Origin of the sequence: Pseudomonas sp. NFX224 (assembly GCF_048565165.1) — a bacterium.
In the GTDB taxonomy this organism is placed as follows: Bacteria; Pseudomonadota; Gammaproteobacteria; order Pseudomonadales; family Pseudomonadaceae; genus Aquipseudomonas.
Genome location: NZ_CP183416.1, coordinates 4,056,771 through 4,080,784, shown reverse-complemented (window position 1 = coordinate 4,080,784; position 24,014 = coordinate 4,056,771). Strand labels below are relative to the sequence as shown.

The 24,014-nt window shown below is 59.3% G+C and carries 19 protein-coding genes and 1 riboswitch; of the genes, 8 read left to right on the top strand and 11 right to left on the bottom strand.

Translation table 11 applies throughout. From position 1 onward, the window contains the following. Positions 1-191 precede the first annotated feature (191 nt). The 4 genes from ACNYC6_RS18570 to ACNYC6_RS18555 all read left to right on the top strand — a co-directional run bounded on the left by ACNYC6_RS18570 (position 192) and on the right by ACNYC6_RS18555 (position 5,501). Positions 192-2,138: a flavin monoamine oxidase family protein gene (locus tag ACNYC6_RS18570; protein ID WP_419708619.1), complete on the top strand. Its 1,947-nt coding sequence runs from the start codon at positions 192-194 to the stop codon at positions 2,136-2,138. A gap of 177 nt (positions 2,139-2,315) precedes the next feature. Further along, positions 2,316-3,203, top strand: coding sequence for a nitrilase family protein (locus tag ACNYC6_RS18565; protein WP_419708618.1), 888 nt, complete (start codon positions 2,316-2,318; stop codon positions 3,201-3,203). A gap of 19 nt (positions 3,204-3,222) precedes the next feature. Then, on the top strand, positions 3,223-4,425 hold the full coding sequence (locus ACNYC6_RS18560; RefSeq protein ID WP_419708617.1) for a hypothetical protein: 1,203 nt from the start codon (positions 3,223-3,225) through the stop codon (positions 4,423-4,425). 77 nt (positions 4,426-4,502) lie between these two features. After that, the gene (locus ACNYC6_RS18555) at positions 4,503-5,501 is read left to right on the top strand and encodes an asparaginase (RefSeq protein WP_419708616.1); all 999 of its coding nucleotides are present in this window, start codon (positions 4,503-4,505) and stop codon (positions 5,499-5,501) included. 95 nt (positions 5,502-5,596) lie between these two features. Here ACNYC6_RS18555 and zapE read toward each other — a convergent pair whose 3' ends face one another. From zapE to ACNYC6_RS18540, 3 genes are all read right to left on the bottom strand, one after another. Beyond that, on the bottom strand, positions 5,597-6,691 hold the full coding sequence (gene zapE / locus ACNYC6_RS18550) for a cell division protein ZapE (protein WP_160109605.1): 1,095 nt from the start codon (positions 6,689-6,691) through the stop codon (positions 5,597-5,599). Positions 6,692-6,781: 90 nt separating this feature from the next. Further along, on the bottom strand, positions 6,782-8,137 hold the full coding sequence (locus ACNYC6_RS18545) for a tryptophan--tRNA ligase (protein WP_419708615.1): 1,356 nt from the start codon (positions 8,135-8,137) through the stop codon (positions 6,782-6,784). A gap of 24 nt (positions 8,138-8,161) precedes the next feature. Beyond that, positions 8,162-8,791 (bottom strand): alpha/beta hydrolase, encoded by a 630-nt coding sequence (locus tag ACNYC6_RS18540; protein ID WP_419712978.1) that lies wholly within the window; start codon positions 8,789-8,791, stop codon positions 8,162-8,164. Positions 8,792-8,935: 144 nt separating this feature from the next. Here ACNYC6_RS18540 and ACNYC6_RS18535 point away from each other — a divergent pair, with 144 nt between their 5' ends. After that, complete coding sequence (locus tag ACNYC6_RS18535) at positions 8,936-9,370, top strand: YhcB family protein (RefSeq protein ID WP_419708614.1); 435 nt, start codon at positions 8,936-8,938, stop codon at positions 9,368-9,370. An 80-nt stretch (positions 9,371-9,450) separates the two neighbouring features. Here the strand turns inward: ACNYC6_RS18535 and ACNYC6_RS18530 are convergent, their stop codons facing one another. The 7 genes from ACNYC6_RS18530 to ACNYC6_RS18500 form a co-directional block, all read right to left on the bottom strand. Next, positions 9,451-10,182: an OmpA family protein gene (locus ACNYC6_RS18530; protein WP_419708613.1), complete on the bottom strand. Its 732-nt coding sequence runs from the start codon at positions 10,180-10,182 to the stop codon at positions 9,451-9,453. A gap of 103 nt (positions 10,183-10,285) precedes the next feature. Then, positions 10,286-10,927, bottom strand: a complete 642-nt coding sequence (locus ACNYC6_RS18525; RefSeq protein WP_419708612.1) for an MBL fold metallo-hydrolase — start codon at positions 10,925-10,927, stop codon at positions 10,286-10,288. Positions 10,928-11,014: 87 nt separating this feature from the next. Then, the gene (locus tag ACNYC6_RS18520) at positions 11,015-13,753 is read right to left on the bottom strand and encodes a LuxR C-terminal-related transcriptional regulator (RefSeq protein WP_419708611.1); all 2,739 of its coding nucleotides are present in this window, start codon (positions 13,751-13,753) and stop codon (positions 11,015-11,017) included. 173 nt (positions 13,754-13,926) lie between these two features. Beyond that, positions 13,927-15,291, bottom strand: coding sequence for a DUF1329 domain-containing protein (locus ACNYC6_RS18515; protein WP_419708610.1), 1,365 nt, complete (start codon positions 15,289-15,291; stop codon positions 13,927-13,929). A gap of 28 nt (positions 15,292-15,319) precedes the next feature. Further along, on the bottom strand, positions 15,320-17,206 hold the full coding sequence (locus ACNYC6_RS18510; protein ID WP_419708609.1) for a DUF1302 domain-containing protein: 1,887 nt from the start codon (positions 17,204-17,206) through the stop codon (positions 15,320-15,322). 337 nt (positions 17,207-17,543) lie between these two features. Further along, a complete protein-coding gene (locus ACNYC6_RS18505; RefSeq protein ID WP_419708608.1) occupies positions 17,544-19,226 on the bottom strand; it encodes a fatty acid--CoA ligase in 1,683 nt (560 codons plus the stop codon). A 152-nt stretch (positions 19,227-19,378) separates the two neighbouring features. Further along, entirely contained in the window at positions 19,379-20,008 is a 630-nt protein-coding gene (locus ACNYC6_RS18500; RefSeq protein WP_008060238.1) for a LysE family translocator, read from the bottom strand. Positions 20,009-20,099: 91 nt separating this feature from the next. Here ACNYC6_RS18500 and ACNYC6_RS18495 point away from each other — a divergent pair, with 91 nt between their 5' ends. From ACNYC6_RS18495 to ACNYC6_RS18485, 3 genes are all read left to right on the top strand, one after another. Beyond that, a complete protein-coding gene (locus ACNYC6_RS18495) occupies positions 20,100-21,065 on the top strand; it encodes a 2-hydroxyacid dehydrogenase (RefSeq protein ID WP_419708607.1) in 966 nt (321 codons plus the stop codon). Between the two features lie 33 nt (positions 21,066-21,098). Beyond that, entirely contained in the window at positions 21,099-22,097 is a 999-nt protein-coding gene (locus ACNYC6_RS18490) for a methyltransferase (protein WP_419708606.1), read from the top strand. Between the two features lie 40 nt (positions 22,098-22,137). After that, positions 22,138-22,260, top strand: a riboswitch (yybP-ykoY riboswitch). A gap of 90 nt (positions 22,261-22,350) precedes the next feature. Next, positions 22,351-22,935, top strand: a complete 585-nt coding sequence (locus ACNYC6_RS18485; protein WP_419708605.1) for a TMEM165/GDT1 family protein — start codon at positions 22,351-22,353, stop codon at positions 22,933-22,935. Positions 22,936-23,057: 122 nt separating this feature from the next. Here ACNYC6_RS18485 and ACNYC6_RS18480 read toward each other — a convergent pair whose 3' ends face one another. After that, positions 23,058-23,876 carry a M48 family metallopeptidase gene (locus ACNYC6_RS18480; RefSeq protein WP_338582975.1) on the bottom strand — a complete coding sequence of 273 codons (819 nt, stop codon included), beginning with the start codon at positions 23,874-23,876 and terminating at the stop codon, positions 23,058-23,060. Between the last annotated feature and the right edge of the window lie 138 nt (positions 23,877-24,014).

Here is a 24,014-nt window from a genome sequence, read left to right as displayed (position 1 = left end):
AACTAAAGCCTGTGGGTGCGAGCTTGCTCCCACAGGTTCTGGCCGGTGAACTCACTGAAGGAATTACTTTTCCTACGCAAACCCCGGAATACAGAACCACGAAGCATACGATTTGGCTGATGGTCGTCAGCCTCTTCGCCGCGCAACTATCTCCCTGCACACACCTTCAGTGCTGACAGGGACGTTCAACAGTGACTATCGGATCAAGCTACAACTACCCCTCAATCATTGCCGGGGAAACCAGGCGAACAAAACGGTCGACCAAAGACAAATGGGCGGCTCGCTATCCAAACCCGCCCGACTTGTGCTTCGACTACCGGGCCTTGGTCGAGCAAAAAGACGGCATCGCCAAAGCAACCGACTCCAATCATAGAATCTGCATCATTGGCGCCGGCGTGACAGGCCTGACTGCCGCCAGAGAGCTGTACCGCTGCGGCTTTACCCAGATAACACTCATCGAACAATCCAGACGCCTCGGCGGCAGGCACCTGACCGTCCTCGGAAGCCCCAACTCGGCAGCGAGCCATACACCGTTTGAAATGGGCGCCATGCGCATGCCGTTTTTCAACCGGGCGGATGAGCCGCCGACAGAAGGCCGCTCGCTGATGGCTTACTACGCCCAAGCGTTTGACCTGGCACATTCGGATTTTGCCAATCCCGGAAGCCAGTGGGTTACCTCGACCGGGATCTACCTTCGTGAAGGCAGCCTGGGAGGCGAAGCGACACCGCTGATGCTGATATGGAAGAACGAAGACGGCTTGACCCCGCCTCCTGGCGAGGAACTGCAAAAGGTCTACGCCAAATGGAAAGCCTTTGCCGATCAAATGACCCGGCAGGTTGCAGAACGTTTTGCCAGCCCGGAGTGGGAAGCCACGTGGGCCGCCATCGTCGATAAATACCAGAGCGTTTCCTTTAGGGATCTGGTCAGCATGCCAGCCCTGCAAGCCTGGGATAAACGCTCCCCCGGTGATTTTGGCGGAATGGGCATGACCGCCGAGGAGTCGGCGATTTTCTACGCCATAGGTATCGGCGACGGCAGCTGGGGCGCCTTTTACGACGTGTGCTGCCTTTATCCCCTACGTACGGCCATTTTTGGTTTCAGCAGCCAGTTGCAATTGATTCACGGCCGGGTAGATGCCAACGGTGATCCTCTGGCTTCACCCCACTTGCACAGTGAGGCCGTTTACGACTCAACGGGCCTGAGCTTCGACAGACCTCGCTACATCGGGCTCGCCGCACTGGACGAATGCCTGTTGTTCATGAACATCGATGAAACCGGAAAATCCGTCTACGAACACAGCCGTGAACGAAGCAATGGCCTGCTGACGGACTCATCTGTCACCCGACTCAAAAAGCTTACCAACCGGCAAACCCGCGTGTACTTCAATTGGAAACACAGCCTGCCCGAAGAAACCCAGGAGCACTTCGATGACTTTGACTCGGTCATCGTCACCCTTCCGTCCTGGCTGATCGAAACCCGAATCAGGCTCGAAGACTTCACACAAGAGATGCTGCCATTCGAGACGATCAATGCCTGGAAAACGGCGCATTGGGAAACCAGTTGCAAGGTGTACGCGCCGTTGAAAAAGTCGTTCCTTTCGAACAACACCAAAATCCCGCAAGCAATCGTCACCGACAGCTTTATCCATGACGTCTACACCTATCGCTACAACGACAATTACAGCTATGACTGCATCCTGCTGAGTTACACATGGGAGGATGACGCCACCAAACTCGCCGCATTCACCGACAAAGAACTGGTCAGCAAGTGCGTCAGGGAACTGGACCGCATCCTCATGAATTCTGCCAATGTCCAGGAGCGAATTTCGCCCTATGTCGGTATTGATCAAGCCGTGGTGCAACGCTGGATAACCGATAAAAACGCCTTGGGTTGCGCAAAGCTTTATCGGCCCGGCACGTATTACGACGCCGTTGGTTTGATGAAATACAACAGAGACTTGGGGCATGGTTCAGGTCTGTACTTTTCCGGCGAATCGTTTTCAGTCGACGCCGGTTGGACGGAACCTTGCTTGCGGGGAGCCGTGGACGCAGTCATCCATATCTGTAACAAAACCGGCGCCTCGTTCAATGGCGACTTTTCCATGAGTGATTACCCGCACTACCAAGTCAAACCCTGATCCTGCTTCGGAGCCATGCACGCGATGTGCTGGCTCATCCTCCCCACCCCGCTCATTCATCTTCGGACAAGGACTACAGCCTTACCGGAAGCGGCTGACTTCCGCCCGTTTGCTGTTTCACCTCTTATAAACACGCACTTAAACGGCGTGAATAACAATAAAAAGAGGTTATCGGGAATGAGCAATCCAACCAGTCCTGTTCGTGTAGCAGTCGTGCAGTTCGATCCACAAGTCGGCATCGAGAATCGTGAAGGCAATCTGCGTCGAAGCCTGGAATTGGCTTTAGAGGCGGTAAACGGCGGTGCGAATCTCATCGTCCTGCCCGAGCTTTCCAACACAGGCTATTTCTTCAGCAACCGCCAGGATGCCTTCGACCATTCGGAGTCAGTGCCCGATGGGCCAAGTGTGCAGACCTGGATGGATTTCGCGCGCCAGCACAAGATTTACCTTGTCGCGGGGTTGGCTGAACGCGACGGCATGCGACTCTTCAACACCGGCGTTCTTTGCGGGCCTGACGGATTTATCGGTAAGTACCGCAAAGCCCATTTATGGAATCTGGAGAAACTCTGGTTTACACCGGGCGATCTGGGTTTCCCGGTTTTTGAAACGCCCATCGGCCGCGTCGGACTGTTGATCTGCTGGGACATCTGGTTCCCAGAGGTACCGCGAATTCTCAGCCAACAAGGCGCGGACATCATTTGCAGCCTGAACAACTGGGTGTGGACGCCACCACCACTGTTCGATGAAGCGGGCAAATGCATGGCGTCGTATCTGACGATGACCGCAGCTCACGTCAACAACGTGTTTATTGCCGCCGCCAGTCGGATCGGCGAAGAGCGCGGCGCTCGCTACCTGGGTTGTTCCCTGATTACCGGAACCAATGGCTGGCCAATAGGCAATGTGGCATCGGCGGACCAACAGGAAATCCTGTTTGCCGACATTGACCTGACCAGTTCTCGCAGCGCGCCAATCTGGAACAACCTGAACGACCTGCATCGCGATCGCCGAACAGATCTCTACGATCAAATGCTCGGCTGCGCCCAACACTCTTGTCTCCCGCGCTGATGAAGGGGGGACCTGACTGATGGAAATCACAACCGACAAAAAACCGCTGTCCCGCAGTTCTACCATTGATCTGGCGGTCATCGTGCTGCTGATCGGCATCGCGGTGCTAGCTATCTGGCTATCATTTTCCTACCGCTCCTTGTGGTCTGCTCACTGGCCGAGCTACAGCGACATGGTGTCCTCGCTGCCCGAGCCGATCGCATGGCTGCGTTGGGTCGTGGGCGACATCAGCGAAGTGGCGTTCTACAAACACGAGTTCGCTTCGATTGGGCTGCTGGCGGGCGCCTACCTCGCCTACTGGGCAAATCGAACGGGGAAATCCTGGCAAGGCTTTGCCATCTCCTATGGAACGGGGCTTTGGCCGTGGCTGGTGACCAGTTCATTGCTCGGGTTGTTGCTGAGCAACCTGCTATGGGGCTGGACGGTGAACGCCAATGACTGGCAACCCACGTTCGCCGCGTTTGTATCGCTGCCCGCGGCGATGGTGCTGATGTTTGGTAGCGGCTGGAAGGTCGCGATCAACGGCGCAATCCTCGGCGCCGCACTCGTCACGCCGATGTGCCTGCTGATCGTCAACTACGTGTGCAACCCGCTGGCCTTGCCCGCAGTGATCGGCAACGTGCTGGGCATGGCGATTGCCAGCGTCCTGGCGTTTCTGCTCTGTCGCTTTTGGCCATCGCTGATGAAGTCCGGACAACCCGAGATACCACCCCTCACGACCGTAGCGCACGTCACCAAAAAGGCACCGGACTACGGCGTGATCTGGAGTATGCGCAGGGTACTGGCGGATTTCTCCGAAGCGCCGTTCTTCGGCAATGAGCTGGCCAGCCTTGGCCTGCTGGCAGGCGCATTGCTGGCGTACAGCTTGAACCCCATGAGCCCCGCCTATGGATCGGGCGTGCTGCCGCACATCATTGCCGGGCAGGCACTGACGTCGGCCATCGGGGTGCTGATCTGGCGCCGACAGTGGATGTTGCTCGGCTGGTATCCGACTTACGTGCCACTGGTGTCAGTGGTTCCTGCGGCGATTCTGGCCTACGGCGGCAGTTGGCAGGTGATCGTTTCCAGTGCCCTGCTGGGGGCGCTTGTTGCGCCGCCTCTGGCGTGTGCACTGTCCAGACGATTACCGGCGGACATGCATGCCTACATCGGCAATGTGCTGTCCATGGCCATCAGCACGCTACTGATCGTGCCACTGATCGGCTACCTGATCGCGGATTAACGCCACCCGCCATTCGGCTGTATCACGGACAGAGGCCGGGTACAGCCACTTTTCATGACAAACAATCGAGGTATGACATGGACCTGCCCAAACTGGCCATCGCAGCGCTCGGCGGTACGGTAAGCATGCAAGCAAGAAATGCCGGTGAAGGCGTTATTCCGATCATCAGCGGCGAAACCCTGTTGGCCTCCCTGCCGGAACTGTCGACGCTGGCTCGAGTGAGCGTTGAGACGCTTGGCCTGCTACCCAGCGCCTCGCTGGATTTCGAGTTTCTGCTGAGCGTTCTGTCCTGGGCAAGCTTTCAGGTAAAACAAGGCGCCGCGGGCGTGGTGATCACCCAAGGCACCGACACCCTCGAAGAAACGGCGATGTTTTTCGATTACCTGTGGCCCCACGACACGCCACTGGTGTTGACCGGCGCCATGCGTTCAGCAGCACAGCCCGGCGCCGACGGACCGGCAAATCTGCTGGATGCGTGCCGCGCTGCCTTGGCTGACAGCAGCCGGCAGCGAGGAGTTCAGGTGGTGATGAACGGGGAAATACATCGAGCAGGCAGCGTACGCAAAACCGACTCGCTGGCGTTGCAGGCATTTTCCTCTCCAGTGATCGGCCCCACAGGTCTGCTGATGGAGGATCGTGTTTGTTACCTGCACCCTCCGGTCCAGCGTAAGGTTTTGCCCCTGCCGCGGCAGACCACACAGAAGGTTGCAATGGTCGAGGCATCGCTTTCGGCAGACACCCTGCTACTGGAGAACATCCTCGCCCTCGGTTATGACGGGCTGGTGATCGCCGGTTTCGGCGCCGGTCATGTCTCGCAGTGCTGGGCGACGATTATTGAGCGCATCGCCGAAAAAATCCCGGTGATCATCGCGACCCGCACCGGATCGGGTTCCACCGCGCAAGCCACTTACGGCTTTGACGGCAGCGAGATGGACCTGATCCGCAAAGGTGCCTTGATGGCTGGATTTCTCTGTCCGCGCAAAGCCAGGATTCTGCTGTGGCTGCTGATTGGCTGCCAGCGACAACATGAGTTAACGCGTTACTTGAAAGACAACATCCAGCATCGATGTGACTGACATACCGTCATCGCGAGCAGGCTCGCTCCTACAGGGGTTTTCAGCGCACAAAAAAAGGCCTGCATGTGCAGGCCTTTTTTGTTTTCCGAATAGTCCTACGGCTTATGGGCCCGGGACAGGAATTCGTGGGATTGCATTTCCAGCAGGCGGCTCAAGGTTCGCTGGAACTCGAAGTTCAAGCGACCGCCGGTGTACAGATCCTTCAGCTCGACTTCAGCAGAAATGATCAGCTTCACGTTACGGTCGTAGAACTCGTCGACCATGTTGATGAAGCGACGGGCGATGTCGTCGGTGGTGACGCTCATTTGCTCGACGCCACTGAGCAGTACGGCGTGAAAGATCTTGCCCAGTTCGATGTAGTCGTTCTGGCTGCGCGGGCCGTCGCAGAGTTCGCGGAAGTCGAACCAGGCCACGTCATCGCAGGTGCGCAACGCACGGATTTCGCGGTTCTCGATCATCAGCACGTCGTTCTCGACCGCTGCGGTGCATTCCGGTGTCAGCGCGCGGAAGCTCTTGCGCAAGCTTTCGTGGGACGCCTCGTCGAGCGGGAAGTGGAACAGTTCCGCTTGTTCGAGGTGACGCAGACGGTAATCGACGCCGCTGTCGACGTTGACGATCTCGGTGTTCTGCTTGATCAGCGCGATGGCCGGCAAGAAGCGCGCGCGTTGCAGGCCGTCCTTGTAGAGGCCGTCCGGCACGATGTTCGACGTCGCGACCAGGGTCACACCGTTCTTGAACAACTCTTCCATCAGCGTGCCGAGGATCATGGCGTCGGTGATGTCGGAAACGAAGAATTCATCGAAGCAGATCACTCGCGACTCATTTGAGAAGCGCTTGGCAATGATGGTCAGCGGGTTTTTCTCGCCGCCCAGGGTCTTCATCTCTTCGTGCACACGCTTCATGAAGCGGTGGAAGTGAGTGCGGGTCTTTTCCTTGAACGGCAGCGCTTCGAAGAAGGTGTCGACCAAGTACGTCTTGCCGCGACCTACGCCGCCCCAGAAGTACAGGCCCTTGACCGGGGTCTGATCCTTTTTGCCAAACAGTTTGCCCAGCAGGCCCGGTTTGTTCTGCTCGGCCGCGACCAGATCGTCGTACAGGCGCTGCAAATGACGCACGGCGGTTTCCTGCGCGGCGTCATGGAAGAATTCCGGGCGTTTCAGATCAGCTTGATATCGTTCTAGGGGCGTCATAATTCGTTAGCAAGGCAACAAAAACGGGCCGACACTGTAGCGACGGCCTGCAGGAATGGCAATCGGCCCTTGGTAGGGCCGGGCCGCTGTTTAATCCTGAGCCGGGGTCAGGGCAATGCGCAAAGCCTCGATGGCAGCGTCCCGCGCAGTGCTGTCGGCGAAGGCCGGGCTGTCGGCAACGCACTCGCCTTCCAGCCACACATTGAAGCTCAGGTCTTCATTGCGCACGTCCAGCGCCTGGCCGGATTGCAGCTGTTTGGTCACCTGACCGGCGGTCTTGCCGTCGGCGAAGTTGCGCGACAACAGCAGTTGTTCGCCATCGGCCGCCAGCAGACGGAAGCGGAAACTGCCGTCGTCTTCGCGGAAGCTGACAAAACGCGCGGCTTTCGCGACTTTCTTCTTGGTGGTCGCCGCCACTTGGGTCTGGGCCACGAAAGAACGCAGGCCAACGGCTTCACGCAATTCATTGAGGAACGGCGTCGCGACCGAACGGGCCTTTTTCGCGCCGTGCTGCAGGATGTCTTCGAGATCCGCCGGACGCTCGATCAACTGGTTATAGCGCTCGCGAGACTCGCCCAATTCGTTGTCCAGCAACTGGAACAGACGATTCTTCGCTTCGCCCCAGCCCAGGCCTTGCAGCAGCTCGCTGCGGAACTCGTCAGCTTGTGCCGGGGTTGCGAATGCCTGGAACAGGGTGAACAGGTGCGAGTTATCCGGATCTTTCGCTTCGCCCGGTGCGCGGGAGTCGGTGACGATCCGCGAAATCGCGTCCTTCATCTCTTTGGCGCTGCTGAACAACGGGATGGTGTTGTCGTAGCTCTTCGACATCTTCCGGCCGTCGAGGCCCGGCAGCGTGGCAACGCTTTCTTCAATCAGCGCTTCGGGCATGGTGAAAAATTCTTTGCCCTGGCCAAACAGGTGGTTGAAACGCTGGCCGATGTCGCGGGCCATTTCCACGTGCTGGATCTGGTCGCGACCGACCGGCACCTTGTGCGCGTTGAACATCAGAATGTCAGCGGCCATCAGCACCGGGTAGCTGTACAAGCCCATGGTGATGCCGGCATCCGGGTCTTCGCCGGTCTCGACGTTCTTGTCCACCGAAGCCTTGTAGGCATGGGCGCGGTTGAGCAGGCCCTTCGCGGCGACGCAGGTCAGCAGCCAGGTCAGCTCGGGGATTTCCGGGATGTCGGACTGACGATAGAACGTCACGCGATCCACATCCAGACCACCGGCCAGCCAGGTCGCGGCGATTTCCAGACGCGAGCGCTGGATGCGCAGCGGGTCATCGCACTTGATCAGGGCGTGGTAATCCGCCAGGAAATAGAACGAATCGGCATTGCTGTCACGGCTGGCCAGGATCGCCGGGCGGATGGCGCCGGCGTAGTTGCCCAGGTGCGGCGTGCCGGTGGTGGTAATGCCGGTGAGGATACGGGTACGAGTCGTCATGGGTAATCGCTTGTCAGACTGCAATCAATTCGAAAGGCGCGGCAGGATCAGATCCTTGAGATCGGTCAGCTTGCCATGAAAAAAGTGTCCGCATTCTGCCACTTTCAGCAGCTCATGGGGACGTTCGAGCTTGTCGGACCATTGGTAAACCAGCTGTGGATCGATCACTTCGTCGGTTTCCGGCTGGATCAGTGTCAGTTCGCCGTGCTGCGGCAGTTGATCCTGAACACCCAGGCGCATCACCGCCGGCGCCACCATGAACAGGTGCTTGAGGTGCTCGCCCTGCGCTTCCAGGCGTCCGCCGAGACTTGCTGCAACAAAACCGCCAAAAGAGAAACCGAACAAGGTCAGCGGCAGATCCGGGTGTTTTTCCCGGAACCAGGCGGCGACCGCCTGGGCATCATCGACTTCACCGGTGCCCATGTCGTGGGAACCTTCGCTGGCGCCAACGCCGCGATAGTTGAAGCGCAGAGTAATCAAACCGGCATCGCGCGCGGTGCGCTGCAGGGTCGAGACCACTTTGTTGAGCATGGTGCCGCCCTGCACCGGGTTTGGATGGCAAATCAGTGCCAGACCACGCGGCTCTTCGTTGTCCAGGTAAAGTGCTTCCAGTTGACCCACCGGGCCATCAATCACTACAGGGGTTTCACGCATCAGCAAGGAAAGAACTCCGTGACCTCGAATCGGGTCGACTCGTCTAGCAAATTGTCTGCAACTGTCTATTGCGAGCGAATCGCGGTATACAGCGCAGGTTCGAGCCGTTAACGTAAAGCAAAGCCGTTTATAGAGGAAGGACTCGTGGAACACTCGCTCTTAGTTTGGTTGTTGCCGACTCTTGCCCTGGTTGTGGGTGTCGCCATTGGTTTCCTGATCGCTCGCCTGGCGCCGAATGCCGCGCCTAGCAGTACCCAACGTCAGCTGGACGATATTCAGGAACGTTTCGACAGTTATCAGAACGAAGTGGTGACCCACTTCAACAGCACTGCGACACTGGTCAAGAAACTGACTGCGAGCTATCAGGAAGTGCAGGAGCATCTCGCCGAGGGTGCCAACCGCCTGGCCCTGGACGAGCAGACCCGCCAACGCTTGCTGGCCTCCCTGCACGCCGACGCGGCGCAGGCTCCACGGGAACGCCTGACGCCGCCGCGCAATCAGGAACCACCACGCGACTACGCACCCAAAGCCCCGAACGCCCCGGGCATGCTTGATGAGCATTATGGCCTGAAGAAGTAATCAGGTTTCAGGCGATGTAAAAAGCCCCCGGACAAGTGATTGTCAGGGGGCTTTTTTACGCCTGGAGGTCAGTCAGACGATCAAGGGTACTGCTGAACAGTGCCCGGCTGTTGCTGGCCGCCATATTGCTGGCCCGGAATCGCCTTGAGGTTGACCTCTACACGGCGATTCTGCGCGCGGCCATTGACGTCGCCGTTGCTGGCCACCGGATTATCCGGGCCGGCGCCACGGGCGCTCAGGTTGGCACCGCTCACGCCTTGCGAAGTCAGGTAAGTCGCAACGCTTTGGGCGCGGCGCTGGGACAGGTCCATGTTGTGCTGACGGCTGCCGGTGCTGTCGGTGTAGCCGACGATCTCGATCTGGTTCTGGTTGAACTCTTTCAGCGAACCGGCCAGGTTATTCAGCGGCTGGTAGAAGCTCGAAGCAATGTTCGCCGAATCGGTGGCGAACGTGATGTTGCCCGGCATGATCAGCTTGATCTGATCGCCCTGGCGCTGCACTTCGACACCGGTATTGGCCATGCTGGCCCGCAGTTTTTTCTCTTGCTGGTCGGCGTAGTAGCCGTAACCGGCAGCGGAAGCGCCCACTACGGCGGCGCCGATCAGCGCGCCCTTGCCACGGTTGTTGTGGTCGATGGCGGCTCCGGCCAACGCACCGGCCAGTGCTCCGAGGCCACCGTACTTCGCAGTCTTGCTCATGCCTTGGGAACCGCTGTCAGCCTGACCCTGATTGTCATAAGGGTTTGGCGAGGCACAGCCGGACAATACGGCCACGGCGGTAGCGACAATCATCAAACGACGCGTGGTGAACATGAAGAGCTCCTACTTTTTTCATTCTGTGGTGCAACGGACGTAAGCATCGAACCTTTGCGGGCGTTGGATTACTTCGCGGGACAAAAATTCCGCCCGTTACAATTCAGGCCCGAACAAACGGGTTTTCGCGCATTTCATCGCCCAGACGGGTGTCCGGACCATGCCCGGCCACGACGGTCGCCTCTTCATCGAGGGTATACAGGCGTTGCTTGATCGAACGCACGATCGTCGCTTGATCGCCTCCCCACAAATCCGTGCGCCCAACCCCGCGCCTGAACAACGTGTCGCCAGCGATCAGCAGCCTGGCTTCGGCAAACCAGAAGCTCATCGACCCCGGCGTATGGCCAGGCGTGTGCAGCGCCACACCGCAGCCGCAGGCCAGTTCTTCATCATCGGCCAACCAGCGATCCGGCGATGGCACCGGCGTGTAGGGAACTCCGAACATCTGGCACTGCATCTCCAGATTGTCCCAGAGGAATTGATCTTCCTTGTGCAGATGCAGAGTGGCGCCGGTTTTCTCCTTCAACTGACCGGAGGCCAGAAAGTGATCGAGGTGCGCGTGGGTGTGGATGATGCTGACCACCTTCAGGCCTAGAGCGTCGAGACGAGCGAGTATCAGCTCATGATTGCCACCCGGGTCGACGACGATGGCCTTTTTCGTGACCGGATCGCCAATGATCGTGCAGTTGCACTGCAAAGGGCCGACGGGGAAGGTTTCGCGGATCAGGGCCGGGTGTTGGGGCATCGGGGTCTGCTCGGTAAACGGGGACAGGCAATGTTCGCACAAATCAGTATCGGGCCACTGGCAACGATGTGTAACGTGAAACATTCCTTAACCCAGTACGCCCAGCTCCTTGGCCCGCGCGACGGCCTGAGTGCGCCGCTCGACCCCCAACTTGCTGTTGATATGGCTGGCGTGGGTCTTGACCGTGTGCAGGGAAATAAACAACTGGTCACTGATTTCCTGATTCGAACAGCCTTGGGCAATCAGTCGCAGAACGGCCAACTCCCGCGTGCTGAGCTGTTCGGCGGCAGGTGTGACGTCCTGGATCGGGCGTGTGGGCGCAGCGGGAAGTTTATCGATAAGGCTCTGTGAAACGCTGGTTGGCGCGCAGAGTTGCAGTTGGCCACGCAACCAGTCCGGATGCGCTGCCAGCAATCCTTCAAACGATTGCAGTACGCCCCCGCCAGCGGCGTCCATTGCCTGGGCCAGCGCCTTGCGGGCTTCGGGTTCGCGTCCGCTATTGAGTAACAGCGAAACCTTTTGCGTCAGTGCCATGGCGCTGAGCATCTGTCGACCGGATTGCTGGCCCTGTTCGAGCAACACATTCAAACGGCCCTCGGCCAGCATCGGCTGTCCCTGGATGACTTCCAGCAAGGCTTGTTGCAGTTCGATGTGCAGCGGCAGTTGCGGATGGAATTCCGGCGGTGCTGCCGGGTGTTCGCCGTTATAGGTCTGACCGAGTCGCGCGAGCCAGGCTTCAGCCAGATCAATGCGTCCCTGGGCCAGCCAGAGTTCACATTTGACCAGGGTGATCATCGCCAGATAGTAGATCGGTGGCACGTCCCAGATGTGCATCAGCCGCTCGGCTTCGGCAAGTTCGGCGAAGGCCTTGGCGAACTCACCGCTGTTGCCTTCAAGCCGGGCAATCACGCAGTGCCCGATCAACACGCTGATGTCACGACAGGCACGCGCTTCACTCAAGCCGGCCTGCAAACTCAGCCGCGCCGCTTGCGGTTGCAAACGCAGCGCCAGCAGGAAACCTTCGTACAACGTCAGCCGCGCGCGTACGGCATACAGCCGTTGCGGTGACAGCCCCTGCAAGCGTTGCAGTCCCTGGCGAACTTCAGCGAGCGAGCGCAGGATTTCCCCACGCGCTTGCAGCACACGGGCGCGATCGTAGTGGGCCAACGCTTCAAACAATGGGTTGCCGACCCGCTGTGCCAACTCCAGGGAGTCGCGGTTCAACCCGCGCGCGCGCCCCAGATCACCATCGGCTATGGCCAGATTGGACAACGTCGAGAGACACATCAGCCGCTGGCCGTAACGCTTGCACGGAAGGCTTTCGAGCGCTTCGGTGCAATAGCGCAGCGTGAGTTCACGATTGCCGCGACCGCGAGCGATGATCCCGCTCAAGGCCAGCCATTGCGCCAGCATCGATTTTTGCGCAGTGGCTGAAGGGGCCGGCAGGAAGCGGCTCAAATGACTGGCCAGTTCTTCGGCGGCGTCCAGTTGACTTGCCAGCCCCAACGCCCAGCTGTAGAGCACGATCAGCCGTGGAGTGCTGATCAGCAGGCTGTCGGGCAAGTCCATTTTCCAGCGCAGCAACATGCCGACATTCTGTTCGGCCAACAGTTGCTCTTCGGAGAGGTTCTGCACCAGGTTCGCCGCGACGTCCAGATGCCCGGCACGCAACGCCTGCTCCACCGCTTCGTCGAGCAACCCCTGAGCGTTAAACCAACGGCAGGCACGCAGGTGCAGGCTGGCGGCCGGGACCATCGATTGGGCGCCGGGCCGTGAGCGCAGCAGATCGGAAAAAAGATGATGGTAGCGATACCAGTGACCATGTTCGTCCAGCGGCACCAGGAATACTTGGTGAGAGGCCAGAAAACGCAGGATCTCCGCACTGTCATGGGCATCACGAACAGCGTCGCACAACTCGCTGCAGAAACGCTCCTGGGGCGCGGTGTCGTAGAGGAAAGCCTGCACTTCGGCGGGCAGGCAATCGATCACCTCTTCCAGCAAATAATCGCGGATCAGCCCTTCCCCGCCGTGAAGCGCCTGGGGCAATGCACCTTGCGCACCCGCTTCGGACGCCGCCAGCAACCAGAAACGCAAACCGGCTACCCAGCCTTCACTGCGTTGGATCAGGTTCTCCAGCGCTTCACCGCGCAAGGAACTGCTGTGCCGATCGAGCAGGCTCAGGGCTTCATCGTGGGTCAGGCGCAAATCCTGCTCATTCAACTCAAGCAATTGCCGTGACAGGCGCAGCCGCGCCAGATGCCAGTCAGGACGCTGGCGACTGGTGACCATCACCAGCAAACCATCGGGAAGGTGGTTGAGGAAAAATTGCAGGCACCGATCGAGAACCGGTCCCTGGGCCAGATGATAGTCATCGAGTACGAGCAACAGCGGCGTCGCTGGCGAGAGGTGTACAGCCAGTTCGTCGAGCAAGCCATCCAGCCACTCTTCGAAGGCGAACGGCTGATGCCGCTGACGCATTTTCAGCAGACCGAGGGACTGCCTGCCCAGTTGCGGATAAAAGTCTTGAAGACCTTGGAGCAACCGCTCAAGGAATCGACCCGGGTCGCTGTCCCGCGGACTCAACCCCAGCCACAGGTTTTGCCAATGGACCGGCAGCGCCTGACAGAACTCCACCGCCAATGAACTTTTGCCGAACCCCGCCGGTGCGCTGACCAACAGCAACCGACCACCGAGCCCGGCACTCAGGCGCTCGCAGAGACGCGGCCGCAGCACATAGCCGTCGGGCAATGGCGGTCGGAAAAAACGCCCGTCCAGCGCGGCGACAGCGACGCTTGCAGGACCTGGGGGTGGGGACAGATCAGTCATGGCCGGCTCTTGTTTGAATTGCGGGTGGCGGCGTTGCAGATGTCCGCAGACTAGCTGTAAACGAAGAGGGAATGAAGGTTATTGCTACAAATGGCTACAAAAAGTCTACGAACAAAAAACGCCCCGAACCAGTCGGGGCGTTTCTGGAGGATGCGGCCTCTGTTCCGTGCTCGTTAGCGAACACCATCCTGACGCAACGCCGCCGGGGTGAAGTCGCTGGTAGTGGCAGTGAAGCCGAAGTCATACGCCGACTTCTCTTCGTTTTTCATGCCCAGCGCCAGGTATCGACCCGATTGCAGGTCATACAGGGCTTCGAGGGCGTACCACGGCACTTGTTTGTCGTAGTAGTTCTCGGCATGCGCCTCGGCAACGCGCCACAGTTGACCGCGACCGTCGTAGTGATCGATCACCGCTGCTTGCCAGGTGTCTTCGTCAATGTAGAAGTCACGCTTGGCATAGATGTGACGCTGACCTTCCTTCAGGGTTGCAACCACATGCCACACACGACGCAGCTCGTAGCGAGCCAGGTCCTGGTTGATGTGACCGGCCTTGATGATGTCGGCGTACTTGAGTTTCGGATCGTCGAGCTTATAGGCGTCGGAGGCGATGTACATCTCTTTCTTGCCTTCGAGCTTCCAGTCGTAACGATCCGGTGCACCGTTGTACATGTCCAGGTTGTCGGAGGTACGCAGACCATCGGCAGCGGTACCCGGGCCGTCATAGGACACTTGAGGTGCACGACGCACACGACGCTGACCGGCGTTGTAGACCCACGCCGAACGCGGTTCCTTTACCTGGTCGAGGGTTTCGTGCACCAGCAGCACACCACCGGCCAGACGCGCCGGGGCGGTCACTTTCTGCTTGAAGTAGAACAGGATGTTGCCCGGGTTCGCCGGATCGTAGTCCTTCATCTTGTCGCGGAATACGAACTGGTCCTGGAAGTACACCAGGCTGAACGAGCCGTTCGGTTGTGGCGCGGCCTGGGTTACCAGACGAGTCACGCTACCACCACGATAACGGGTGATGTGGTTCCAGATGACTTCAACGCCGCTTTTCGGAATCGGAAACGGAATGGCGGATTCGAAGTTTTCAAGACCGTTGCCGCCGGACACCAGTTTGGTGTTGGTGGCGTTCTTCTTGATGGCGGCGAACACGTCATCCGGTACGGTGGCACCGCGATGGGACGGGTAGACCGGCATCTTGAAGGTTTCCGGGTAGCGCTTGAACATCGCGTACTGACCCGGCGCGAGCTTTTCCTTGTACTGATCGACGTTCTGCGCGGTGATGGTGAACAGTGGCTTTTCACCAGGGTACGGATCCGACAGGAAGCCTTTACTGTCGACACTGCCGGCGTTCTTCGGCAGTGGTTTCCAGGCCGGGATCGAACCATCGGCGTTACCCGCCATTTCAGCGCCCATCGGGGTCAGGCTCTTACCCAGCTTATCCGCTTCGGCCGCCGGGACCGCCGCCATGACACTGGTCGCCAGCAGCGAAAGCCCCAGAACACCGGCGTGGAACAGACTCTTTGTAATTTTCATATTTACGTTCGTCCTGAAAATACAGTGCTTAGAAGTTCACGCCGAAGCTGAGCGCAACGAAGTCGCGATCATCCACGGTGGTGTACTTGCCGTCGAAGAAGTTGGTGTACGCCAGGCTCGCGGTGTAGGTGTTCTGGTACTCGGCATCGACGCCCAGGCTGACCGCTTTGCGACCTTCCTCGAAGTTGCCGCCAGGGCCAGGCGAATAGCCTTCAACGTCGTGGGACCAGGCCACGTTCGGCTTGAGGTTCACGCCGGCGAACACGTCGTTGTATTCCCAGATGGCACGACCGCGGTAGCCCCAGGAGGTGGCGGTGGTGAAGCCTTCGTCGTTGCAATTACGGTTGAGGTTGTTGGTCGGCGTACCAGGGCCGGCACCGGCGATGGTGCTGGCGTTAAGCGCCTGGCAAGTATTTTGTCCGCCAGTGGCCGGCAATTCGCCTGGACCGTAGACCGGGTCACGGCCATAACGAACGTCGGAGGTGCTTTCCAGGCCGCCGACGTGGGTTACGCCCACTTCACCCACCAGGGTCAGACGGCTGGCGCCCATGACTTGGTCGAAGAAGTGCGTCAGGGTGGTCTGGAACTGGGTCACTTCCTTGCGGCGATAACCGTTCAGGTCCGAACCCGGTGGGGCGGAGAGCAGCGAAGCATTGGTCAAGGCGCCACCCAATGGACGTACGCCGGCGAACAGAATGTCGGTGGAGTTGAGCTGCACCGGTGCGTTCGGACGGTAGCTGACTTCACCGCTCCACGCCGTACCGCTAGGCAGGGTGGTGGAGAAGCTCAAGCCGTAGAGGCGAATGTCTTCCGGATACTCGACGAAGTAGCTCGAGTTACCCGCGACGATCAGTGGCGCCAGAGCACGCAACTGCGCCGGCAAGGCGGCAACACCGGCAAAGGTCGATGCTGGCGCACCGGTAGCACTGAAGATCGGCGCGCGGCTGTGGTAGTTCATGAAGTAGGCACCGAATTCGGTGTCCAGCGGGTCGAACATGTACTTGAAGGACGCGCCCCACTGGCCGCTGTCGCGCGCATCGCGATCCGGACCACGGCGTACCAGCACACCTTCGTTGTCGACGTCGACGCCCAGTCGGGTCAGCGTAGGCAATGCCGCGGCCGGAATGGTCGAACGCTTGTTCAGCACGCGCAGGTTATTTTCGCAACCGTCGGCAATGATGTCGGGCTGGGAGAAGAAGGTGCCGCAGTTGTCGACGACAGTCTGGTCCCATTCGATCTGGTAGAAGGCTTCGGCCGACAGGTTGTCGGTGAGGCTCTGAGACACATAGAACATGTTGACCGGGATCAGGCCTTCCTTGATCTCGGCACCTGGACGACGGAACGCGGACACGTCGATCGGGTTGATCGAGTTGATGCCGCCGCCGATGAAGGTACTTTCACCCCAGCTCACTACCTGCTTGCCCAGACGCACGGAACCCGGCTGATCGGCAATGGCGTAGTTGTGGTAGACGAAGGCGTCGAGGATTTGCCCGCCGGAGGACTTGGCGCCTTCCTTGCGGTTGTTGTCGCTGATGTCCTTGAACGGACGGCTTTCGTCCTTGAGTTCAAAGTCATACCAGTATTTGCCACGGACGAAAACACCGGTGTCGCCGTACTTCAATTCAAGGTCATGGATGCCCTTGAAGATTTTCGAGAAGGTGTCGCCGCTCTTGAAGTTCAGGTGACCGTCATCGGAAGTCTGGGACAGGCCTTTGCCACCGTTGTTGACGCCGATGAGGTTCTTGTTGGCGCTTTCAGTTGACCAACTGGCACCGATCGACAGGGACGAGTCGAACTGACCTTCGATTTCACCAACGTTGAAACTGACGCCGAATGCAGGCCCGGCGAGCGTAGAGGCAAGGCTGACGGCCAGAGGCAGTTTTGCCCGGCGCCAGAACTGGTTTACTGATGTCATCGACGCTACTCCATGTGCATTTTATTGTTATGGCATTGAGCACTTTTAAAAACGCTTGGATAACAGGGAGCCATGGCATCCCAAAGTCATTCCAAAGTTGCATCGCCCCGGTTTGTGCGTTTGCTCCGTTCTTAAAAATCCTTGAGCGGACTATAGCCAGCAGGTAGTAGTGCTTGATCCCTCTAAAGTGTGATTTGCGCCTGCCAGCCACTCTGGAACAGTCCTTTGCCAAGCCGACACCCGTCGGCACGGCAAGAATGGCTGAAAATCCAGATTTGACAAGCCAAGCGCTTGCTTGGTGGGGCTGGCGTGCCATTTCGGACACGCCAAAGGAGGCTTAAAGCGTCGACAGGAAGGTGCTGTTGGTAGCCTGCCATTCGATGATGTCGACGCGAATTTTCTTCTTGTCGAGCTTGCCGACACTGGTCTTGGGAATTTCAGTAACAAGGGCGATCTGGCTCGGAATGGCCCACTTGCTAAGGTGCCCCAACTCCACGAATGGCTTGAGGTGTTCCTTGAGTTCCCGCGCCCCGATCTCATGGCCTTCACGAAGCACCAGCAAGGCAAACGGCCGCTCGCCCCACTGTGGATCGGCAATGCCCACCACTGCTACTTCACGTACCGCCACATGACGACTGATCAGGTCTTCGAGGTCGAGGGAGGAGATCCATTCACCGCCAGTCTTGATCACGTCCTTGATCCGGTCGCGGATATCGATCACGCCCATGCTGTCGAGGGTCGCCACGTCACCGGTGTGCAACCAGCCCCCGGCCCAGAGCTCGGCCCCCTTCTGCGGTTCGTTGAAATAACCCTCGGTGAGCCACGGCGCACGCAACACCAGTTCGCCCTGGGTTTCGCCATCGGCGGGCAGGAAGTTGCCCTCGGTGTCGACGATTGCCGCCTCCACCAACGGCCCGGGTACGCCGGCCTTGATCCGATAAGTGGTGCGCTCGTCTTCGCTGCCGGCCATCAGTTCATCGTTGAGGTGCGCGCACGATATCAGCGGCCCGGTTTCCGACATGCCGTAAGCGGCGGTCAACTGAATACCCCTGGCCTTGGCCGCTTCGTACAACGCACGATTGAGCGCACTACCGCCGATGACGATTTTCCAGCCGCCGAAATCGGTGGTTTGCGCAGCCTTGGCGTTGAGGACCATTTGCAGGATGGTCGGCACGCAGTGAGAAAAGGTGACCTTTTCCTTGCGCCATAGCTCCACCAGGAATTCCGGGTCGTAGCGACCGGGATAAACCTGCTTGAGCCCGAGCATGGTCGCCACATACGGCAGGCCCCAGGCGTGGACGTGGAACATCGGGGTGATCGGCATGTACACGTCGTTGGTGCCCAGCAGGCGCACACTGTCGATCGCCCCCATGATGGTCGACACGCCCATGGTGTGCAGCACCAGTTGCCGATGGGTGAAGTAAACGCCCTTGGGATTGCCGGTGGTGCCGGTGGTGTAGAACGTGGTCGCGACCGAGTTTTCGTCGAAGTCCTGGAAGTCGTACTGCGGACTTGCGGCCGCCAACAACTGCTCGTACTCGCCGACGAGGTTGGGCAGGTCAGCGGTTTTCTCTGGCAAGTCGGTCAGCAGCAGGGTTTTCTCGACCGTGGTCAGGTGCCCGGCGATCGCGTTGTACAGGCCCACGAATTCGCTGTTGACCAGCACGTAGCGGTCTTCGGCGTGATTCATGGTGTAGAGGATCTGCTCCGGCGACAAACGCACGTTGATGGTGTGGATCACCGCACCAATCATCGGAATGGCGAACATGCATTCTAGATAACGATGGCTGTCCCAATCCATAACCGCCACGGTGTCTCCGGGTTTGACCCCGGCGGCCGTCAATACGTTGGCCAGCCGTGCGACCCGTTCGATCAGGGTCGGGTAGCTGTAGCGCAACTGGTCGCGGTAAACGATCTCGCGGGTTTTCTCATAACGCGCGCCGGACATGAGCAGCCGTTTGATCAGCAGCGGATACTGGTAAGCGCCTTCGGCTGGAGGAATAACGCGTGTCTGCAACATAAGAATCCCTTTTCTGACTGCACGGTCGTGGCTGTTAAGTACGCACTGTAGTGCCCTTGTTCGCCAGCCAAATCAGCCAAAGGAATGATTTGCAGAGCCGCACAAATGCTAGCGTTGCGCCAGCATTTGCGGGTCATCATTGACCTTTACGGTCAGTGCATCTCAGTAAACGCGAGCTTCACGCCAATCGCAATCAACACCGCGCCCATGGTTCGGTCGAACCAGTGCCCCATACGGGCAAAGCCGGCGCGCACGCGCTGCTGGCTGAACAGCATGGCCACCAGGCAGAACCAGATCGCCGTGGCCACCGCCAGGTAAACCCCGTAACCGGCCTGCACCGCCAGCGGCGTGTGCGGATTGATCACCACGGTGAACAGCGACAGGAAGAACAGTGTGGCTTTCGGGTTAAGACCGTTAGTCACAAAACCGGAAGTGAAGGCGCCACGCGCGGTGCGCTCGCCGGCTTCCTTGTGCAGATCATCGGTCACCGCTTTGGCCGGTTGCGCCCGCAGCGCCTTGAAGCCGATGTACAGCAGGTAAGCAGCGGCGGCCCACTTCAAGGCGTTGAACAGTACGATCGACTGGGACACGATCAGGCCGATACCTAGCAGCGAATACCCCACGTGCAGAAAAATCGCCGTACCGACGCCCAGCGCCGTCCAGGTGCCCGCGCGACGACCATGCGTTACGCTTTCACGCACCACCACGGCGAAGTCCGGGCCGGGGCTGGCGACGGCCAGCAGGTGGATCAGGGCAACGGTCAAGAACTCGGTCCAGTACATGGGGGCTCCTTTAGGCCAAGCGTAACTATTTATTTCATCTGGTAGGCTCGGCAGATTACGCCTTCAGTTCATTGCACAAAAGGTACAGTTGATGACGAACATTCGCCGCGCCGTTTTCCTCGACCACCCATCCCTGGACCTGGGCGATCTCGACCTCAGCCCGCTTCGCGACTGCTTCAGCGAACTGCAACTGTATGCCCAGACCTTGCCGGATCAGGTGATCGACCATCTCAAGGGCGCGACTGTCGCCATCAGCAACAAAATCCTGATCGATGCCGCTGCGATGGCGGCCAGCCCCGAGCTGAAACTGATCCTGATCACCGCCACCGGCACCAACAACGTCGACCTCGCAGCCGCCCGCGCCCACGGGATTACCGTGTGCAACTGTCAGGGTTACGGCACGCCATCCGTGGCGCAACACACGATCATGCTGCTTCTCAACCTGGCGACGCGCCTGGCCGATTATCAGAAAGCCGTCGGCGAAGGTCGCTGGCAGCAGGCCAGGCAGTTCTGCCTGCTGGATTACCCGATCGTTGAACTGGAAGGCAAAACCCTCGGCCTGCTCGGTCATGGCGAACTGGGCGGCGCGGTCGCGCGACTCGCCGACGCTTTCGGCATGCGTGTATTGCTGGGGCAGATTCCGGGGCGCCCGGCCCGGCCGGACCGTTTGCCGCTGGACGAATTGCTGCCGCAAATCGATGCACTGACCCTGCACTGCCCGCTCAATGAACACACCCGTCACTTCATCGGTGCCCGCGAACTGGCCTCGATGAAACCCGGCGCGTTCGTGGTCAACACGGCTCGTGGTGGCTTGATCGATGAGCAAGCGCTGGCCGATGCCTTGCGCAACGGCCACCTCGGCGGCGCTGCCACTGACGTGCTGAGCGTCGAACCGCCAATCAATGGCAACCCATTGCTGGCCAATGACATCCCGCGCCTGATCGTCACCCCGCACAATGCCTGGGGCAGTCGCGAGGCGCGCCAGCGCATCGTGGGGCAAGTGACCGAAAATGCCCTCGGATACTTCAGCGGTAAGGCACTGCGGGTCGTCAGTTGATAAACTGCGGCACTTTTTTCCACAGGAGCAGTTATGGATCCGCGCAGTGAAGTACTGCTTCGTCAGGCTGAATTATTCCAGGGTTCGGTATTGCTGGCCGGTTTGCCCGCCGACGATTTGCTCGGCCGCCTGCCCGCCGCGCACGGCTGGTGCTGGCATGCCGGTGACCAAGCCGCGCTGGACGCCCGCTTTGCCGAGCGCAGCCATTTTGGCGTAAATGTGCCCGAACAGGCTTTCGATGCGGCCGTGGTGTTTTTGCCCAAGTCCAAGGATCTGACCGATTACATCCTCAATGCCGTGGCCTCGCGCCTGGAAGGTCGCGAGGTGTTTCTGGTGGGCGAGAAAAAGAGTGGCATCGAAGGCGCGGCCAAACAACTGATGCCCTTCGGCAAGCCGCGCAAGCTCGACAGCGCACGTCATTGCCAGCTCTGGCAAGTCACCGTGGTCAACGCCCCCACCGCCAAATCGCTGGAAAGCCTGGCCCGGGAATACGAACTGCCGCTGGCTGAAGGTCCGCTCAAAGTCATCAGCCTGCCGGGTGTTTTCAGCCATGGCCGACTGGATCGCGGCAGTGCGCTGTTGCTGGAGCATCTGGACAAATTGCCAAGCGGCCATTTGCTGGACTTCGGTTGCGGCGCGGGTGTGTTGGGCGCGGCGGTAAAACGTCGTTATCCGCACAATCAGGTGACTTTGCTCGACGTCGACGCGTTTGCCGCCGCCAGCAGTCGCTTGACCCTCGCTGCCAACGGTCTGGAAGCTGACGTGATGACCGGCGACGGCATCGACGCTGCACCGATGGGTTTGAGTGCGATTTTAAGCAACCCGCCCTTCCATGTCGGCGTGCACACCGATTATTACGCTACGGAGAACTTGCTGCGAAAAGCAGCCAAACATCTGAAAAACGGTGGCGAACTGCGTTTGGTTGCCAACAGCTTCCTGAAGTATCAACCACTGATCGAGGAGCATCTGGGCGTGTGCGCCATCAAGGCCGAAGGACAGGGTTTCCGAATCTACCGAGCCAAACGCGGCTGAAAATTTGTTCTTGCCGAATGGATTTTGCCTAGGCAGAATCCGCTCCGTCCTAGGGGAGTAGTCTCCCACGAGCGCCATGCTCGTCCGGCATACGTCAACATACTTGGTCCTCAGACCATGGCGTATGCGACCCAAGCGTCCGCATCAGACGGATCGCAGGGTTTGACAAGACCTATGACACGAACACCTTACCCGGGGCGGGAAGGCTGTACGTGTCATAGCCGTGTCGACCCGCCCCTTAGGAAAACCCCTGATGCTGGATTCATTACTCGTACCCACCGCAATCGTTGCCTTGGCCGAAATCGGCGACAAGACGCAACTGCTCGCACTCATTCTCGCTGCCCGCTTCCGCAAACCGTGGCCGATCATCGCCGGCATCGTTGCCGCGACCCTGGCCAACCACGCGGCGGCCGGTGCGGTGGGTGCCTGGGTCGGGGGCTTCTTCTCGGATACGTTGCTGCACTGGATCCTCGCGGCGAGCTTCGCAGCGACCGCGTTGTGGACCCTGGTGCCGGACAAGATGGACGACGACGAAGCCAGCACCGCCCGAAAGTTCGGGCCGTTTCTGACCACGCTGATCGCGTTCTTCCTCGCGGAAATCGGCGACAAGACGCAAATCGCGACCGTGATGCTCGCCGCGCAATATCCGGAATTGTGGCTGGTGATCATCGGCACCACCGTCGGGATGTTGATCGCCAACGTGCCGGTGGTTCTGGCGGGTAACTTTGCGGCGGACAAATTGCCGTTGACGCTGATTCGGCGCCTGGCGGCGTCGGCGTTCTTCATTCTGGCGATTGTTGCGGTGTACAAGGCGATGCAGAGCAGTGGCTGGGTTTGACGGTGCAGGTCGGTAGACCGCGTCATCGTTTATCGCGAGCAGGCTCGCTCCCACAGGAGCGACGCGTTCCAATGCAGGAGCGAGCCGGCTCGCGATGAGGCCGCAGCCTCACCGCATGACGATCAGGACTTCCTGGCCTGCTCGTATAACGGCATCACTTTAGGAATCGCTGCCTGCAACGCCGCAATCCGGCTGGTCGAAGCCGGGTGAGTGCTCATGAACTCCGGCGGCGAACCTTCCGAAGCTTTGGTCATCTTGTTCCACAGGGTGATCGCGGCATTCGGGTTGTAACCGGCACGGGCGGCCAGCTCCAGGCCAATCAGGTCCGCTTCGTTTTCATTGGCGCGGCTGTTGGGCAAGGTCATGCCGTAGTTGGCCACGGTATCGGCCAGCGCCAGTGTGTCCTGCCCCAACCCGAACAACGCACCCGCGCCCTGCTTCGCCATTTCCATGCCGTACGCCTTGGACATCGCTTCACGACCGTGCTCACGCAAGGCGTGGGCGATTTCATGACCCATGACCGCAGCGATTTCATCGTCGGTCAGTTGCAGGCTGTCGATCAGCCCGGTGTAGAAAATGATCTTGCCGCCAGGGCCACAGTTGGCATTGAGCTCGTCGCTCTTGATCAGATTGACTTCCCACTTCCACTGGGCCGCATCCGGACGAAAGTTCGGCGCCTGGGCAATCAGCCGGTCGGCAATCGCCTGCACGCGCTTGGCATCGCTACTGGTCTTGTCCAGCACACCTTTGCTGGATGCTTCGCCGACGGTCTTTTGATAAGACTGGGCGTACATCTGGTCGACCTCTTGCGAGGACAACATGCTGAACATGTACTGCTTACGCTCAACACCCACAGCGCCACCGCTAGTGGTGTTGACAGACTGGCAACCGGCGAGCAGCAGAGCTGTGCCCAGCGCACACGAAACCAATGTCTTGTTCATCAAAAAGCTCCCTGAAAACATGACCGTATCCTAGGCGTGGAAATGTATCGACGCCAGATACAACGGGATATATGACGCACATTTCGGACAAAGCTCTCTTCGCCGCAGGAAAAAATTCACAAACCCGCGCAAGCCACA